The organism is Roseateles flavus (genome assembly GCF_039872765.1).
Classification (GTDB): domain Bacteria; phylum Pseudomonadota; class Gammaproteobacteria; order Burkholderiales; family Burkholderiaceae_C; genus Roseateles_B; species Roseateles_B flavus.
Genome location: NZ_JBDPZC010000008.1, coordinates 111,525 through 126,785, shown reverse-complemented (window position 1 = coordinate 126,785; position 15,261 = coordinate 111,525). Strand labels below are relative to the sequence as shown.

Annotated in this window: 16 protein-coding genes; 10 read left to right on the top strand and 6 right to left on the bottom strand. The window is 70.2% G+C overall.

Annotation, left to right across the window (positions count from 1 at the left end; translation table 11 throughout):
- Positions 1-49 precede the first annotated feature (49 nt).
- The gene (locus ABDJ40_RS17275; protein ID WP_347611611.1) at positions 50-679 is read left to right on the top strand and encodes a glutathione S-transferase family protein; all 630 of its coding nucleotides are present in this window, start codon (positions 50-52) and stop codon (positions 677-679) included.
- On the opposite strand, the gene ABDJ40_RS17270 is transcribed toward ABDJ40_RS17275, so the two are convergent.
- Positions 680-1,369, bottom strand: coding sequence for a response regulator (locus ABDJ40_RS17270; protein WP_347611610.1), 690 nt, complete (start codon positions 1,367-1,369; stop codon positions 680-682). It abuts the gene before it with no gap.
- A gap of 128 nt (positions 1,370-1,497) precedes the next feature.
- Positions 1,498-3,150 (bottom strand): FMN-binding glutamate synthase family protein, encoded by a 1,653-nt coding sequence (locus ABDJ40_RS17265; RefSeq protein WP_347611609.1) that lies wholly within the window; start codon positions 3,148-3,150, stop codon positions 1,498-1,500.
- Between the two features lie 223 nt (positions 3,151-3,373).
- On the opposite strand from ABDJ40_RS17265, the gene sppA reads away from it, so the two are divergent.
- From sppA to metW, 5 genes are all read left to right on the top strand, one after another.
- A complete protein-coding gene (gene sppA, locus ABDJ40_RS17260) occupies positions 3,374-5,230 on the top strand; it encodes a signal peptide peptidase SppA (protein ID WP_347611608.1) in 1,857 nt (618 codons plus the stop codon).
- A gap of 21 nt (positions 5,231-5,251) precedes the next feature.
- Positions 5,252-5,617 carry a hypothetical protein gene (locus ABDJ40_RS17255; protein ID WP_347611607.1) on the top strand — a complete coding sequence of 122 codons (366 nt, stop codon included), beginning with the start codon at positions 5,252-5,254 and terminating at the stop codon, positions 5,615-5,617.
- Positions 5,618-5,713: 96 nt separating this feature from the next.
- Complete coding sequence (locus ABDJ40_RS17250; protein WP_347611606.1) at positions 5,714-6,571, top strand: substrate-binding periplasmic protein; 858 nt, start codon at positions 5,714-5,716, stop codon at positions 6,569-6,571.
- A 126-nt stretch (positions 6,572-6,697) separates the two neighbouring features.
- Positions 6,698-7,834, top strand: a complete 1,137-nt coding sequence (gene metX, locus ABDJ40_RS17245; protein WP_347611605.1) for a homoserine O-succinyltransferase MetX — start codon at positions 6,698-6,700, stop codon at positions 7,832-7,834.
- Positions 7,834-8,412, top strand: a complete 579-nt coding sequence (metW, locus tag ABDJ40_RS17240; RefSeq protein WP_347611604.1) for a methionine biosynthesis protein MetW — start codon at positions 7,834-7,836, stop codon at positions 8,410-8,412. The genes metX and metW overlap by 1 nt, the downstream gene beginning before the upstream one ends.
- 215 nt (positions 8,413-8,627) lie before the next feature.
- On the opposite strand, the gene ppk2 is transcribed toward metW, so the two are convergent.
- Entirely contained in the window at positions 8,628-9,791 is a 1,164-nt protein-coding gene (ppk2, locus tag ABDJ40_RS17235; protein ID WP_347611603.1) for a polyphosphate kinase 2, read from the bottom strand.
- Between the two features lie 148 nt (positions 9,792-9,939).
- On the opposite strand from ppk2, the gene ABDJ40_RS17230 reads away from it, so the two are divergent.
- The gene (locus ABDJ40_RS17230) at positions 9,940-10,308 is read left to right on the top strand and encodes a VOC family protein (protein WP_347611602.1); all 369 of its coding nucleotides are present in this window, start codon (positions 9,940-9,942) and stop codon (positions 10,306-10,308) included.
- 17 nt (positions 10,309-10,325) lie between these two features.
- Positions 10,326-11,156 (top strand): substrate-binding periplasmic protein, encoded by an 831-nt coding sequence (locus ABDJ40_RS17225; RefSeq protein ID WP_347611601.1) that lies wholly within the window; start codon positions 10,326-10,328, stop codon positions 11,154-11,156.
- Between the two features lie 105 nt (positions 11,157-11,261).
- Here the strand turns inward: ABDJ40_RS17225 and ABDJ40_RS17220 are convergent, their stop codons facing one another.
- The gene (locus ABDJ40_RS17220; RefSeq protein ID WP_347611600.1) at positions 11,262-11,900 is read right to left on the bottom strand and encodes a Vat family streptogramin A O-acetyltransferase; all 639 of its coding nucleotides are present in this window, start codon (positions 11,898-11,900) and stop codon (positions 11,262-11,264) included.
- Positions 11,901-12,131: 231 nt separating this feature from the next.
- On the opposite strand from ABDJ40_RS17220, the gene ABDJ40_RS17215 reads away from it, so the two are divergent.
- On the top strand, positions 12,132-12,884 hold the full coding sequence (locus tag ABDJ40_RS17215) for a tetratricopeptide repeat protein (protein ID WP_347611599.1): 753 nt from the start codon (positions 12,132-12,134) through the stop codon (positions 12,882-12,884).
- A gap of 19 nt (positions 12,885-12,903) precedes the next feature.
- Here ABDJ40_RS17215 and ABDJ40_RS17210 read toward each other — a convergent pair whose 3' ends face one another.
- Positions 12,904-13,752 (bottom strand): enoyl-CoA hydratase-related protein, encoded by an 849-nt coding sequence (locus tag ABDJ40_RS17210; RefSeq protein ID WP_347611598.1) that lies wholly within the window; start codon positions 13,750-13,752, stop codon positions 12,904-12,906.
- 163 nt (positions 13,753-13,915) lie between these two features.
- Between ABDJ40_RS17210 and ABDJ40_RS17205 the strand changes: the two genes are divergently transcribed.
- Positions 13,916-14,770, top strand: a complete 855-nt coding sequence (locus ABDJ40_RS17205) for an alpha/beta hydrolase (RefSeq protein ID WP_347611597.1) — start codon at positions 13,916-13,918, stop codon at positions 14,768-14,770.
- A gap of 12 nt (positions 14,771-14,782) precedes the next feature.
- Here the strand turns inward: ABDJ40_RS17205 and ABDJ40_RS17200 are convergent, their stop codons facing one another.
- The gene (locus ABDJ40_RS17200) at positions 14,783-15,172 is read right to left on the bottom strand and encodes a DUF4902 domain-containing protein (protein WP_347611596.1); all 390 of its coding nucleotides are present in this window, start codon (positions 15,170-15,172) and stop codon (positions 14,783-14,785) included.
- Positions 15,173-15,261 lie beyond the last annotated feature (89 nt).

Here is a 15,261-nt window from a genome sequence, read left to right as displayed (position 1 = left end):
CTGCCCCTAGAATCCGGCCGAAACGAGGACACGCGTCCCCTGCCCACACATGAAACTCATCGGTTCCCTTACCAGTCCCTACGTCCGCAAGGTCCGCATCGTGATGGCGGAAAAGAAGCTCGACTACCAGTTCGTGCTGGAAGACGTCTGGGCCTCCGATGCCATCATGAAGATGAACCCGCTGGGCAAAGTGCCTTGCCTGGTCATGGAAGGCCAGGACTCGATCAGCGGTGCGGTCTTCGACTCCCGCGTGATCGTGGAGTACGTGGACACCCTGTCCCCCGTGGGCAAGCTGATCCCCGAGCGGGGCCGCGAGCGCACCGAGGTGCGCACCTGGGAAGCCCTGGCCGACGGCCTGCTGGATGCCGCCATCCTGGCCCGCCTGGAACAGACCTGGACCGGCCGCAGCGAAGCCCAGCGCAGCGCCGCCTGGGTGGAGCGCCAGCTGGAGAAGGTGCAGGCCGCGCTGAAGGCCATGAGCCTGGGCCTGGGCGAGAAGCCCTGGTGCTCGGGCAATCACTTCAGCCTGGCCGACATCGCCACCGGCTGCGCCCTGGCCTACCTGGACTTCCGCTTCCCCGCCATCGCCTGGCGCGAGGAATACCCCAATCTGGCCCGCCACCTGGCCAAGCTGGCCACGCGCCAGAGCTTCGTCGACACCGCCCCGCCGGCGGCCTGATCAGGCGGCGATCAGCTGCAGCCCGGCCATGCCTCCCGCATGGGCCGGCGGGCACAGCCCGTGCAGCTTGCGGTACAGGCGGGCGATGCGTCGCTCCACCTCGTCCTGCAGCACATACCAGGCCTCGGCGATCTCCGGCACCAGCCAGCCATGCGAGAGCAGGCTCAGCAGGGCCTGCTCCGCCCGGCTGATCAGACTCAGCGCCGCGAGGGGCTGGCGGTCATGGCCGGCCTCGATGCGGCGCGCCTCGCTGGCCTGGCGGCGCATGGCGCCGAAGCTCTGCAAGGCCTGGCGCGCGATGGCCGGGGACATCTGGGCCCGGCCCTGCGCCAGCGCCCGCAGGCTGTCCTGCAGGCCGGGGCCGCGCGGCTGGTCCAGGTGGTAGGCATGAGCCCCGCAGCTGAGCGTGCGGAACAGGGTCATCTCGTCGACGGCATCGCTGATCAGCAGCACGCGAGGGCGCGCCAGCGCCGGCGGCAGCGTGTCCAGGTGTTGCAGCAGGCAGCTCGCATGGCCGTCGCTGAGGTGCACGTCGCTGACCAGATAGGCCGGCATCGCGTGACGCAGGCTGGCCGCCGCCTCCTGCCAGTGCTGACTCGCCCCAAGGCAGTGCCAGCCGCTGTCCGCCAAGTCTCCGACCGCCCGGTTCAGGGAACGTTGGCTGTGGCGGAGCAGGAAGACCGAAGACATGCGTGCATTTGCTTACAAGCCGCGCATTCTCCCCCAGCAGGGGGTCTTGACCACCCCGCAGGCACGGGGCTCAGGCCGGGCTCTGCCCGAGATCAAAAGAGCGGCGCAAAAAGCCGGCGCCGCCCGCCTCAGACGGCCAGGAAACCCCGGCGCAGGGCTCGCACCGGCTCGAAGCTGTGTGCGCTGGCCATGGGCCAGTACGTCTTGAAGACCGCGCCGGGCAGCTCTCCCTCCAGCAGCGCGCCGGGGCGCACGAAGGGCAGCAGATTGGTCAGCAGGCGCACCTCGTGCGGGCTGACCCGGTGCACGATGTGATTGGCGCTGATCTCGCCGGGATGCAGCAGCCCGGCCGCCTGCACCAGCTCCTGCAGCGCATGCAGGGTGTTGCGGTGGAATCGGTAGACGCGCTCGGCCTTGTCAGGCACCACCAGGGCCTGCTGGCGCAGCGGGTCCTGGGTGGTGACGCCGGTGGGGCAGCGCCCCGTGTGGCAGGCCTGGGCCTGGATGCAGCCCAGGGCGAACATGAAGCCGCGTGCCGAGTTGCACCAGTCCGCCCCCAGGGCCATGGCGCGGGCGATGTCGAAAGCGCTGACGACCTTGCCCGCACAGCCGATGCGCACGCGCTCGCGCAGGCCCAGCCCCTCCAGCGTGTTGTGCACCAGCAGCAGTCCTTCCTGCAGGGGCGCGCCGACGTGGTCGGTGAACTCCAGCGGCGCGGCGCCGGTGCCGCCCTCGGCGCCGTCGACCACGATGAAGTCGGGCAGGATGCCCGTCTCCTGCATGGCCTTGGCCAGGGCGAACCACTCCCAGGGATGGCCGATGCACAGCTTGAAGCCCACCGGCTTGTCGCCCGAGAGCCGGCGCAGCTCGACGATGAACTGCATCAGCTCCACCGGCGTCGTGAAGGCCGAATGCGCGGCCGGCGAATTGCAGTCCTCGCCCGCCGGCACGCCGCGGGTGAGGGCGATCTCGGGCGTCACCTTGGCCCCGGGCAGCACGCCGCCGTGGCCGGGCTTGGCGCCCTGGCTCAGCTTGATCTCGATGAGCTTGACCTGGGGGTCGCGGGCGTTGAGGGCGAACTTCTCGGGGTCGAAGCGCCCGGCGGGCGTGCGGCAGCCGAAGTAGCCGGAGCCGATCTCCCAGATCAGGTCGCCGCCGTGCTCGCGGTGGTAGGGGCTGATCGAGCCCTCGCCGGTGTCATGGGCGAAGCCGCCGGCCTTGGCCCCGGCGTTCAGGGCCAGGATGGCATTGGCCGACAGCGCGCCGAAGCTCATCGCCGAGATGTTGAACACGCTGGCCGAGTAGGGCTGGGCCCGCTCGCCGCCTATCGTGACGCGGAAGTCGTGGCCCGGCAGCTGGGTGGGCTGTATGGAGTGGTTGATCCATTCGTAGCCCGCGGCCCCCACGTCCTTCTGCGTGCCGAAGGGGCGCTTGTCGGGGTCGCCCTTGGCGCGCTGGTAGACCAGGGACCGCTGCTGGCGCGAGAAGGGCGTGGCCTCGTTGTCGGACTCGATGAAGTACTGGCGCATCTCCGGCCGGATGTATTCCAGCAGGAAGCGCAGGTGGCCGATCACGGGGTAGTTGCGCAGCACCGCGCGCCTGGTCTGGCGCACGTCGCGAAAGCCCTGCAGGCTCAGGCCCATGAAGACGATGAACCAGGGCCAGGCCGGCCAGAAGTACCAGGTGCCCACCGCGCTGAGCACCGCACCCAGGCCGCAGAGCCACCAGCTGAGGTAGCGCAGGGGGAAGTAGTCGTCGACTTTTCTGAGCCAGGGCAGCATGGGGGCGGTCTCCGGATAGGGGGGCGGCAACGGGTCGACAGCCGGTGGACGCAAGACCCGACCCCCGGCAGCCCCTCCCCAGGGCTGCAGTGCAGCATCAAAGCGCGCGCCTGTCACGCTGCAGTGCGGTGGCTTTGCGCACACGCCACAGCGGACGGCTTGCTGCACAATCGGCGCGCATCGAGAACCGCGCCCGAGCGCGCGCCCAACCTGGAGGAATCGCATGGGCATCAAGACCCTCGTCTCACCCGTCTGGTGGCTGTTGAAGAAGATCTGGTGGGTGGTGGACGGCATGCGCCGTGCGCTGTTCAACCTCATCCTGCTCCTGCTGCTGGTCGCACTGGTCTGGGGTCTGTTCAGCGGCGGCCCCAAGCCGCTGCGCGACAAAAGCACCCTGGTGCTGAGCTTCAACGGGCCACTGGTGGAGCAGTTCTCCGGCTCGGCTCGTGACCAGGCCCTGAACCAGCTGCAGGGCGTCGAGCCCAAGCAGGTGCGCCTGCGCGACGTGCTGGCTGTGCTGGAGGCCGCGGGCAAGGACGCCAAGATCAGCCAGGTCCTGCTGGACCTCGACGGCTTCAGTGGCGCCGGCCTGGCCGGCCTGCACGAGGTGGCGGCCGCGCTGCAGCGCGTGCGCGCCGCCGGCAAGAAGGTGCTGGCCTATGGCGACAGCTTCAGCCAGCGCGCCTACTACCTCGCGGCCCAGGCGGACGAGATCTACGTGCATCCCATGGGCGGCGTGCTGCTGGACGGCTTCGGCCGCCAGCGCATGTACTACAAGGACGCGCTGGAACGCGTGGGCATCAGCCCCAACCTGCTGCGCGTGGGCACCTACAAGAATGCCGGCGAGCCCTACATCGCCAACGGCCCCTCGCAGGCCTCGCTGGAAGCCGAGAGCTATCTCTACAACGAGCTCTGGGCCGGCTTCCTGGCCGACATCGAAAAGGCTCGCAAGCTCGAGGCCGGCAGCCTGGCACGCAGCGTCGAGCAGGCCGACAAGGACCTGCTGGCCCTGCGCGGCGACATGGCCAAGCTGGCCCTGCAGCAGAAGCTGGTGGACGGCATCAAGACCCGCGACGAGGTCCGCGCCCTGCTGATGGAGCGCGGCGCCCGTGACGACAAGGGCCACAGCTTCGCCCGCATCGGCCTGGGTGAATACCTGGCCCGCCAGAAGCCGGCCCTGCCCGTGGGCCCGGCCGTGGGCGTGGTCGTGGCGCAAGGCGAGATCAAGGACGGCTCGGCCGCGCCCGGCACCATCGGCGGCGACTCCACCGCCGAGCTGATCCGCCAGGCCCGCGAGGACGATCAGGTCAAGGCCGTGGTCCTGCGCGTCAACTCGCCCGGCGGCAGCGCCTTCGCCTCGGAAGTCATCCGCCGCGAGCTGGAGCTGACGCAGAAGGCCGGCAAGCCGGTCGTGATCTCCATGGGCGACGTGGCGGCCTCGGGCGGCTACTGGATCTCCATGTCCTCCGACGAGGTGATCGCCGACGCCGGCACCATCACCGGCTCCATCGGCGTCTTCGCCCTGCTGCCCACCGGCGAGAAGCTGATGGACAAGCTCAACCTGCACACCGCCGGCTACACCACCACCTGGCTGGGCAAGGGCTACGACTTCCGCACCGGCCTGGATCCGCGCATGGCCTCGGCGGTGCAGAGCAGCATCCAGCACATCTACGACGAGTTCACCGGCAAGGCCGCCGCGGCCCGCAAGAAGAAGATCGACGAGATCGACGCCGTGGCCCAGGGCCGCGTCTGGACCGGCAAGCAGGCCCTGGAACGCGGCCTGGTCGACCGCCTGGGCAGCCTGGACGACGCGGTGAAGGCCGCGGCCGGCCGCGCCAAGCTGGAGGGCCAGCCACGCGTCAGCTACATCGAGAAGGAACCGGGCCGCCTGGAGAAGTTGCTGCAGAGCGTCGGTGACACCCTGGCCCCCGGCATTGCCGCCTCGGTGCGCGCCCAGCTGGGCTTCCAGGTCCCGCCCGCACTGCTGCAGCCCCAGCAGGACCTCGCCATGGCCAGCGAGCTGCTGGAAGGCCGCAAGCCCTTCTCCACCACCGTGCACTGCCTTTGCACGGCGCCCTGAGACCGACCAAGGAACCACGACATGATGCGCATCGCCGCCGCCTTCCTGCTGCTGTTGGGGCTGTTCTCCGGAGCCGCCCTGCTCGCCGAACCCCTCCACCTGGCCCCGATCAGCGCGGGGCCGGCGCTGTGGGTCTTCTTCCCCCTGTTCAGCCTGCTGGGCTACGTGCTCTTCGCCATGGCCGCACGTCGGGACCAGAGCCTGCTGGTCACCCGCGTGGCCGGCGCGGCCCTGCTGCTGCTGGCCGGCAGCGCGGCCGCCCTGCTGGTGCTTGCCAGTGCGGGGGTGCTGAGGCTGGAGAGCAGCCTCTCGCTGTGGTACGTGCTCGTGGTCGCCGGGCTGCTGGGCCTGGCCGCCGCCCTGCCCAGTTCCAAGCGAGAGGACTGAGCGAGACGCAGCAGGACGGCTTGCAGGAATCGCAGGCGCTGGGTTCCAATGGGGTCAGGCTGAACCTCTCCTGCCCACCCGTCCACCCCTTCCGGCATGGCTGCAGCACCCCTCCCGCCGACTCTCCCCGGCCCGCGCCCACACTCGCACCCCCACGCGCGACAGCGCCGGCGCAGCGCCTGGGCCGCGGCCCTGCAACTGGGCCTGGCCTGCGGGCTCGCCCTGGCCCTGCCTGCAGGAACGGCCCGGGCCATGGAGCTGGTCAGCGCCGACTTCCCCTCCCTGATCAGCCCGCAGGGCCGCGACGCCCCGGGGCCGCTGGGCGAGTTCCTCGTCCTGCTCTGCGAACGCACGGGCTGGGACCTGCACCCGCACTTCTACCCCTTCGCCCGCGCCACGCTGATGGCCCGCACCGGCCGACAGGTGCTGATGGCGCCCCTGGCCCGCACGCCGGAGCGCGAGGGCCAATACCGCTGGCTGGTGCCGCTCTACACCCAGCGCTATGCCCTGATGGGCCTGCGCAGCCGCTGGCCCAAGGGCATCGACGAAGCCCTGGCGCGCCAATCGAAGGTGCTCACCCTGCGTGGCGCCCTCAGTACCGAGAGCCTGCAGAAGCAGGGCTACCGCCAGGTCTCTCAGGAGCCCGACTACGAACAGATCCTGCGCCGCATGGGCGATGGCAGCGCCACGCTGCTCTACGGCGCCATCCCCGCGGTGATCGGCGCGATACGCGCGGCGGGCCAGGACCCGCGGGACTGGGTCGAGGGTCCCAGCTATGACCAGAGCGAGATCTGGCTGGTGGGCAGCCCGGACCTGCAGGAGCGCCAGGTCCAGGCCCTGCAGGAGGCCTACGAACGGCTCAAGCGCGAGGGCGATCACCAGCGCCTGCTGCAGCGCATCGGGCTGGTGCCGGCGAACGGCACCGGCACCGGGTCTGGACCCGGCGGCCTATAATCCAGGCCACAGCGCCGATTTGTTCCGAATTGCGGGCGCTCAATAAATTCCGCTAAAGAGGGGCGCTCCTGCAACCGGCGTCCGCAGCTTTCGCGGAGCCGGTTTTTGCTTTTGGAGAGTCCCAAGATGGTCCCAAGCTCGGTGGGCGACGTGCAGCCCCAGCGCCTGCGCTTCGAGGCGCCCCTGCCCCTGCGCAGCGGCGCGCAGATCCGCGACTACGAGCTGGTCTACGAGACCTACGGCCAGCTCAACGCGGACAAGTCCAATGCCGTGCTCGTCTGCCATGCGCTCAATGCCAGCCACCATGTGGCCGGCACCTATGCCGGACAGGAGCGGAGCGAGGGCTGGTGGGACAACCTCGTGGGCCCGGGCAAGCCGCTGGACACGGACAGGTTCTTCGTCATCGGCATCAACAACCTGGGCTCCTGCTTCGGCTCCACCGGCCCCATGCACACCAACCCCGACACCGGCCGCATCTACGGCGCCGACTTCCCGGTGGTCACGGTGCACGACTGGGTGGACGCGCAGGCCCGCGTGCTCGACGCCCTGGGCATCAAGCAGCTGGCGGCGGTGCTGGGTGGATCGCTGGGCGGCATGCAGGCCCTGGACTGGTCCTTGCGCTACCCGGAGCGCATGCGGCACTGCATCGCCATCGCGACCGCACCCAGCCTGTCGGCGCAGAACATCGCCTTCAACGAAGTCGCCCGCCGCGCCATCGTCACCGACCCCGACTTCCACGGCGGCTTCTTCTACGAGCACGGCGTGGTGCCCAAGCGCGGCCTGCGCGTGGCACGCATGATCGGCCACATCACCTATCTGTCGGACGACGTCATGGAGCAGAAGTTCGGACGCGAGCTGCGCGCGGCCGAGCTGGGCTACAGCACCCAGGACATCGAGTTCCAGATCGAGAGCTATCTGCGCCACCAGGGCGACAAGTTCAGCGAGTACTTCGACGCCAACACCTACCTGCTGATCACCCGCGCCCTGGACTACTTCGACCCCGCGCGGGAGCACGGCGGCGACCTCTCCCGCACCTTCGCCAGCAGCCGCTGCAAGTACCTGCTGGCCAGCTTCACGACCGACTGGCGCTTCTCGCCGGCCCGCTCGCGCGAGATCGTCAAGGCCCTGGTGGACAACCGCCGCGACGTCTCCTACGCCGAGATCGACGCCCCGCACGGCCACGACGCCTTCCTGCTGGAGGATCCCCGCTACCACGGCGTGCTGCGCGCCTACTTCGAGCGCATCGCCAAGGAGTCCTGCTGATGAGCACCGCCCTGATCGAGACCATCGCCGCCCTGGTGCCCGAAGGCTCCCGCGTGCTGGACCTGGGCTGCGGCACCGGTGAGCTGCTGGCCTGGCTGCAGGAGAAGCGCGGCTGCACCGGCTACGGCGTGGAGCTGTCGGACGCCAATGTGCTGGCCTGCGCGCGGCGCGGCGTCAACGTCATCCAGCTGAACCTGGAGGAGGGGCTCTCCGTTTTCGAGGACCAGAGTTTCGACGTGGTGCTGCAGCTGGAGACCCTCCAGCATCTGCGCAATGCCGAGGCCATGCTGCGCGAGACGGCGCGCGTGGGCCGCGTGGGCATCGTGAGCTTCCCCAACTTCGCGCACTGGCCCAACCGCCTGCAGGTGCTGGCGGGCCGCATGCCCGTCACGCGCACCCTGCCCTACGAGTGGTACGACACGCCCAACATCCGCGTGGGCACCTATGCCGACTTCGAGGTGCTGGCGCGCAAGAACCGGCTGGAGATCCTGGACAGCTTCGGGGTGCAGGACGGGCGCGTGGTGCGCCAATGGCCGAATCTGATGGCGTCGATGGCTGTCTTCAAACTGAAGAGGTAGCCCCCCCCTACTGGCTTCGCCAGCCCCCCCAGGGGGGCGAGCGCGGCTGCCCGGCCGAGCCGGATCAGCGCCCTCCGTAGGGGGCGCGGGCTGCGCCGCGCGTCGGGGCGGAGGTGGGGTCGTTCCCCCCCGACTGGCCTCGCCAGCCCTCCAGGGGGGCGCGGGCTGCGCCGCGCGTGAGGGGCAGGGTGGCGTGATGCGTAGGAGGATCGGGGTCAGGTCTTGCCAGGACCAGCGGCGGACTGGTTCTCGCCGCGTTCGTAGACCACGTTGGCGCGGCCCACGAGCAGGGGGTCGAGCTGGCCGATCTTGTCGAGGTCCTTGTTGGCATAGGGCAGCTGGTGCAGGACGTGGCGCATGGCGTTGAGGCGCGCGCGCTTCTTGCAGTCGGACTTCACCACGGTCCACGGGGCCTCGGCGATGTCGGTGTGGAAGAACATGGCCTCCTTGGCGCGGGTGTAGTCGTCCCACTTGTCCAGGGAGGCGAGGTCGATGGGCGAGAGCTTCCACTGCTTGAGCGGGTGGGCGCGGCGCTCCTTGAAGCGGCGGCGCTGCTCCTCGCGGCTGACGGAGAACCAGAACTTGATCACGTGGACGCCGGAGCGGGCCAGGTTGCGCTCGAACTCGGGGGCCTGGCGCATGAACTCCTGGTATTCGGCGTCGGAGCAGAAGCCCATCACACGCTCCACGCCGGCGCGGTTGTACCAGCTGCGGTCGAAGAGGACGATCTCGCCCGCGGTGGGCAGATGCTGGACGTAGCGCTGGAAGTACCACTGGCCGCGCTCGACCTCGCTGGGCTTCTCCAGGGCCACCACGCGGGCGCCACGGGGGTTGAGGTGCTCCATGAAGCGCTTGATGGTGCCGCCCTTGCCGGCCGCGTCCCGCCCTTCGAAGAGGATGACCACCTTGGCCCCGGTGGCCTTCACCCAGGCCTGCAGCTTCAGCAGCTCCACCTGCAGGCGGTACTTCTGCTTCTCGTAGGCCTTGCGGGACATCAGGTTCTTGTACGGGTAGCCGCCGCGGCGCCAGTTGGGCGAGAGCTCGTCGTCCGGATTGCGCCCGACGCCAGGCAGCTCCTGCAGCTCCGCCAGCAGGGCCTGGCGCAGGGACTGCGCGTCATCCGGCGAGGCGCCGGCCAGCAGGCTCTTCACCGAGCTGGCCAGGCTGCCGCCGGGGGATGCCGCCTGTGCCACATCCTTCAGCGCTTCCAGCTCGCGGGCCTGTGCAGCCTGCAGACGGTCCGTCACCACCTGGCGGGCGATGCGCTGGGCGTCGCCGCTGCCGCTGGTGTCACCGGCCCGGGCACGGCGGGGCTTGGGCGCCTGGCTGCCATTGAGGGCCTGGGCGGGGGTGCTGGTGGCGCGGCTGCGAGTACTCATCCTGGACTCCGGGGCTGTCATCAAACCCTCACGGTCGCATCCTTGGGGGATGATGTCCTTGATTCCCGTCAAGCCACTCCCGCAGCACGGACGCCAGCGTGTAGGCTTCGCCCAGGATTCACTGTCATCGAGAGACGAGGAGCCCCCCATGATCGGCTACACCACCCTGGGCACCAACGACCTGCCGCGCGCAGCGGCCTTCTACGACGAACTCTTCGCCGTGATCGGCGCCAAGCGCCTGATGGAGTTCGAGCGCGGCTACGCCTGGGGCGTCAGCATGGACAAGCCGGGCTTCGGCGTGCTGCGCCCCTTCGACGGCCAGCCCGCCAGCGTGGGCAATGGCGTGATGGTGGCCCTGGCGGTGGACAGCCAGGAGAAGGTCCAGGCCCTGCACGCCAAGGCGCTGGCCCTGGGCGCCACCGACGAAGGCGCACCGGGCCAGCGCGGCGGCGGCTTCTACGCCGCTTACTTCCGTGATCTGGACGGCAACAAGCTCAACGCCTTCTGCAGAGGCTGAGCGGCGAGGCCACAGCGATGCCGGCGCGACGCGGCTTCCTGCGCGGCCTGGGTCCCGCGCTGCTGGGCATGGCCTTTGCACAGGCAGCCCGGGCCCGCTGCGAACGCGCCCTGGTCGTGCCCGTCGCGCCCACCGGCTTCAATGTGCAGGTGCTGCCGGACGGGCAGGTGCGCGGCGTCTATCCCGACCTGCTGCGCAGCCTGGAGCCGGCCCTGGGCTGCAGCTTCAGCTTCCCCGTCGTGCCCCGGCCCCGGCAGAGCCTCATGTTCTTCGAGACCGGCGAGGCCGACCTCTTCCTGCCCGCCTCGCGCACGGCCGAGCGGGACCAGAAGGCCGAGTTCCTGCCCATGCTGCGCCTGACGCCCACGCTGATCACCTTCGGCGCCAGCACGGAGGCCCTGCCCGCCAGCGTCGAGGCCCTGGTGGCCCGCAAGGCGTGGCGCGCCGTGGTCGTGCGCAGCTACACCTGGGGCAGCGAGTACGAACGCCTGCTGCGCCGGCTGGAGGAGCAGCATCGCGTCGACGTCGTCGCTGATCTGAAGACCCTGAGCCAGATGCTGCGTGCCGGCCGCGTGCAGTTCACGATCCTGCCGCCCACCTTGCTGCATTCCGCCCTTCAGGACGGCAGCAGCGAGGCACGGGCGACCCAGGACTTCCGCTTCCAGCGCCTGAGCGGTCTGCCGCCGTCGGAGGTGGGGACCTACCTCTCGCCCAGCACCTTCGATGCCGAGACCCGGCGCCGCCTGCGCCGCCTGATCGAGCAGGCCCTGGCCGAAGGCCGCCTGCAGCAGATCATGGGGCGCTACTACCCCGCCGAGGTGCTGAAGGCGGATGTGCAGTGGCTGTGAACGGCGGGCCCGCACGAACAACCGGGCCAGGGAGCAGTTCCAGCGCCAGAAGGCCCGTCGCGGCCGCAAGCGCCAGGCTCCAGGGCTTGGGTCACCCGCTCCCGTTCAGCGTGGCGCACGCGCCCGCAGGGCCGCTACGTCGCCACCCGTGATGGCCTCCAGGCTCTGGCTGATCAGCTCGATGGGCCAGTCCCACCAGGCGATCGCCTCCAGCTCGGCCACCACCTCGGGCGCAAAGCGCTCGCGGATGAGGCGGGCCGGGTTGCCGCCGTAGACGGTGTACGCCGGCACATCGCCGGTGACCACCGAGCGCGCCGGAATGATGGCGCCGTTGCCAATGCGCACGCCCGGCATGATCAGGGCGTCGTAGCCGATCCACACGTCGTGCCCGATGACCGTGTCGCCCTTGTACGGCAGCTCGCCGGGCTGCGGCGCCGCGCGCTCCCAGCCGTGGCCGAAGATGAAGAAGGGATAGGTCGAGATCCCCGAGGTCTTGTGGTTGGCGCCGTTCATGATGAACCTGACGCCACGGGCCAGGGCGCAGAACTTGCCGATCACCAGGCGGTCGCCGATGAAGGGGAAGTGGTAGAGCACCTGGCGTTCGAAGTTCTCGGCGCCTTCGGGGTCGTCGTAGTAGGTGTAGTCCCCGATCTCGATGTTCGGGTTCCGGACCTGGTTCTTGATGAAGCACACCTGGGGAAAGCCGGGCATGGGGTGGGGGTTCCTGGGATCTGGGCCGAGCATGAGCGTCGTGGGCAGTGGGGATGGAGGGCGCGGAGTGCGGTGAGGGTGCCGCAGCGGGACTGCAGGCGCTGCGCCATGCTAAGGGCCTTCGGCCCGCATGCCATTCGCAAGGGCGGCCGCACGGGGCCCCCAGCCCACCTGGACGAAGGGCGTCAGCGCGAGACCGCAGGCGGCGCACTCGCTATAGTGCCGCCCCAAGCGCCCCTACGAGGCTGCCCCCAGGGAGAATCCATGCCTGTCCTCGCCATCCTGCACGTCGCCATCGCGATCTTCTTCGCGGTGCACGCCGTGCGCACCGGCCGCAACACCGTGTGGCTGTTCGTGCTGCTGTCCTTCCCCTTCCTGGGCAGCCTGGTCTATCTCTTTGCCGAGTTCCTCCCCGAGCAGCGCCACAGCCGCCTGGGACGCCAGGCCGGCGCCGCGCTGCGGCAGATCATCGATCCCCAGCGGGAGCTGCGCGAAGCGCGCCTGGCCCTGGAGCAGACGCCCAGCATGGGCAACCGCCTGCGCCTGGCCCAGGCCCTGCTGGAGGCGGACCAGGCGGCGGAGGCCCTCCCCCATTTCCAGGCCTGCGCCCAGGGTGTGTTCGCCCATGACGCCGCCGCGCTGGGCGGACTGGCGCGCTGCCAGGCCGCCGCGGGCCAGGAGGCCGCGGCCGTGGCCAGCCTGCGCCGGCTGTTCGCCGACCAGCCCGAACGCTACAGCGGCGAGCTCGCGCTGCTGATGGCCCGGCTGCTGGCGGTCGTGCATCCCGAGGAAGCCGAGGCCGCCTTCGAGGTCGCCCTGCGCACGCACAGCGGCCTGGAGACCCACAGCGCCTGGGGCCAGTTCCTGCTGGCCCAGGATCGCAAGGCCGAGGCACGGCCCGTGCTGGAGCAGGTGCTGAAGGACGCGCGCCTCAGCAGCGCCCATGCGCGGGACTACAACCGCCACGCCATCGCGGCGGCCGAGGCGGCGCTGGACCGCCTGGGCCGCGCCGGCTGAAGGGCCTCGCCGAACGCGCTCAGCCCTGCGGCAGCGGCGCCACCGGCTTCAGGGCCTCGAAGCCCGCGTCCTCGCGCTTGGCCTGCCAGGCCATGATGGCGCGGCCCATTTCGCCGGTGTCGAAGAGGGCGCTCTGCAGCAGGCTCATCTGCTGCAGCGAAGCGGCCACGCCGTGGTCCCGCGCATGGTTCAGCGCCAGCTTGCTGCCGGCGATGGCCAGGGGCGACTTCAGCGCGATCTGCCGCGCCAGGGCCAGGGCCTGCTCAAGCAGCGCGGCCGCATCCGGCGCGATGGCGTTGACCAGGCCCAGCTGCAGCGCGCGCTCGGCGCCCAGGCGCTCGCCGGTGTAGGCCATCTGGCGGGCCATGCCGGCCGGGATCAGGCCCTGCAGGCGCTGCAGGATGCCCAGGTCGGCCGCCATGCCGATGGTGGTCTCCTGGATGCTGAAGAAGGCGTCGGCGCTGCACAGGCGGATGTCGCAGGCCGCCGCCAGGTCGAAGGCGCCGCCGATGCAGCCGCCCTGCACCGCGCAGATCACCGGGAAGCGCGCCTCGTCCAGCACCGTGAAACAGGCCATCAGGCGGCGCAGGGAATCCTGGAAGGAGAGCCGTGCGCGGGCATCGCCCGTATCCAGCAGGCCTCCCTGGCCCGCGAAGGTCTGCAAGGCCATGCCGGCGCTGAAGTGCTTGCCGGTGGATGCGATCACCAGCACGCGGGCCTGGCCTTCGTCATGCAGGCGCTGCACGGCGTCACGCAGGGCAGGGAAGAAGTCCGGCGCCATGGTGTTCATGCGCTCGGGCTGGTTGAGGGTCAGCAGGGCCACGCCGCCCTCCTGCAGGTCCAGGTCGAAGTAGTGGGCTGCGCTCATGGGGGATCCTTGCATGCTCGATGAAGCCGCCAAGCCTAGCGCCGCCGGGGCGTTCGGCCATCGCGCAGGTGACAAGATGGAGAGCTGCCCCTAGGTCAAAGCGCACGCTTCCCAGGGCTTGCCCCAGGGAGAGCCGCCGCCGGCCCTGCCTACACTGCGCCGCATGCGAACCCTGAAGACTGACGATGGCGTGCCCCTGCACTGGCGGCAATGGAACAAGACCGGCATGGGGCCGGCCCGAGGCACGGTACTGATTGTTCACGGCCTGGGCGAGCATGTGGGCCGCTACGAGCACGTGGCCGCCCATCTGAACCACTGGGGCTGGCATGTGGTCGGCCATGACCAGCGCGGGCATGGCGCCTCCGGCGGCGCCCGCGGCGACCTGCCCCACGACCGCCGCTTCGAGCAAGACCTGGCCCTGGTGATCGACGAAGTACGGGCCGATGCCACCCTGGGCGCCGGCCCGCTGATCATGCTGGGCCACAGCATGGGCGGCCTGATCGCCGCGCGCTTCGCGGCCGGGGGCCTGCCCGGCGCCGGCTCGCCCCCGCCCTGGTTCCGCCCCCTGGACGGCCTGGTCCTCAGCTCCCCGGCCCTGGCCGTGGACACGAGCGCCTTCCAGCGCGGCCTGCTAGCCGCCACCCTGCCCCTGGTGCCGCACCTGGCCGTGGGCAACGGCCTCAAGCCGGCGTGGATCTCGCGCAGCCAGGACGTGGTCAGCGCCTATCAGCAGGACCCGCTGGTGCACAACCGCATCACGCCCACCCTGGCCGCCATGATCTCCCGCGGCGGCGAGGCCGTGCTGGCCCGCGCTGCCGACTGGACCCTGCCCACCCTGCTGATGTGGGCCGGTGCCGACCGCTGCGTCTCCCCCTCCGGCTCCAGCCGCTTCGCCGCCAGCGCCCCCAAGGCCGTGGTGCAGAGCCAGTGCTTCGAGAAGCTCTTCCACGAGATCTTCAACGAGCCGGAGCAGCAGCAGGTCTTCGAGAGGTTGCGGGTCTGGCTGGAGCAGCGCTAGGCGCCGCACCTCTCACGAGGCATCCAGCGCAAGCCCTGCCTGCCGAGCCACCTCGGCATGCCAGTTCAGCGCGGCCACCAGCCGGTTCAGATGGGCCGCCGAGCGATGCGCGCTGAGGTAGCGCTCCATGGCCTCGTCGACAAACCTCAGGTTGCTGGCAACCGACATGGCGTCAGCCACGAGCAGGCAGTTCGGCGGATAGTCCAGCAGCGCCCAGTCCCAGCCCAGGCCGATGGCATCCGCGCTGTTGACGCAGGCCCAGAGGGTGTGGCCGTAGGCTGCGCAGCCCGAGCGCTGCTCCACGCTCGTCAGCCGCGTGGTCCTGACGTGCGCGAACTTCAGTACCGACTTGCTCCCGACCGACCACAGGACCGCCGGCCAGGACTTGGAGGTCCAGTTCATCAAGGTCGGCGATACGTGCAAGAGAGGCTGCATGGAGCTGCGTCAATCCCAGTCTGGCCGCGAGTCTCCCTGGCGTTGCTGCGCGTGAC

Excerpts from the sequence above, each read along its gene's own strand:
- ABDJ40_RS17275 (WP_347611611.1), top strand. The coding sequence starts at position 50 with ATGAAACTCATCGGTTCCCTTACCAGTCCCTACGTCCGCAAGGTCCGC.
- ABDJ40_RS17270 (WP_347611610.1), bottom strand. The coding sequence starts at position 1,369 with ATGTCTTCGGTCTTCCTGCTCCGCCACAGCCAACGTTCCCTGAACCGG.
- ABDJ40_RS17265 (WP_347611609.1), bottom strand. The coding sequence starts at position 3,150 with ATGCTGCCCTGGCTCAGAAAAGTCGACGACTACTTCCCCCTGCGCTAC.
- sppA (WP_347611608.1), top strand. The coding sequence starts at position 3,374 with ATGGGCATCAAGACCCTCGTCTCACCCGTCTGGTGGCTGTTGAAGAAG.
- ABDJ40_RS17255 (WP_347611607.1), top strand. The coding sequence starts at position 5,252 with ATGATGCGCATCGCCGCCGCCTTCCTGCTGCTGTTGGGGCTGTTCTCC.
- ABDJ40_RS17250 (WP_347611606.1), top strand. The coding sequence starts at position 5,714 with ATGGCTGCAGCACCCCTCCCGCCGACTCTCCCCGGCCCGCGCCCACAC.
- metX (WP_347611605.1), top strand. The coding sequence starts at position 6,698 with ATGGTCCCAAGCTCGGTGGGCGACGTGCAGCCCCAGCGCCTGCGCTTC.
- metW (WP_347611604.1), top strand. The coding sequence starts at position 7,834 with ATGAGCACCGCCCTGATCGAGACCATCGCCGCCCTGGTGCCCGAAGGC.
- ppk2 (WP_347611603.1), bottom strand. The coding sequence starts at position 9,791 with ATGAGTACTCGCAGCCGCGCCACCAGCACCCCCGCCCAGGCCCTCAAT.
- ABDJ40_RS17230 (WP_347611602.1), top strand. The coding sequence starts at position 9,940 with ATGATCGGCTACACCACCCTGGGCACCAACGACCTGCCGCGCGCAGCG.
- ABDJ40_RS17225 (WP_347611601.1), top strand. The coding sequence starts at position 10,326 with ATGCCGGCGCGACGCGGCTTCCTGCGCGGCCTGGGTCCCGCGCTGCTG.
- ABDJ40_RS17220 (WP_347611600.1), bottom strand. The coding sequence starts at position 11,900 with ATGCTCGGCCCAGATCCCAGGAACCCCCACCCCATGCCCGGCTTTCCC.
- ABDJ40_RS17215 (WP_347611599.1), top strand. The coding sequence starts at position 12,132 with ATGCCTGTCCTCGCCATCCTGCACGTCGCCATCGCGATCTTCTTCGCG.
- ABDJ40_RS17210 (WP_347611598.1), bottom strand. The coding sequence starts at position 13,752 with ATGAGCGCAGCCCACTACTTCGACCTGGACCTGCAGGAGGGCGGCGTG.
- ABDJ40_RS17205 (WP_347611597.1), top strand. The coding sequence starts at position 13,916 with ATGCGAACCCTGAAGACTGACGATGGCGTGCCCCTGCACTGGCGGCAA.
- ABDJ40_RS17200 (WP_347611596.1), bottom strand. The coding sequence starts at position 15,172 with ATGAACTGGACCTCCAAGTCCTGGCCGGCGGTCCTGTGGTCGGTCGGG.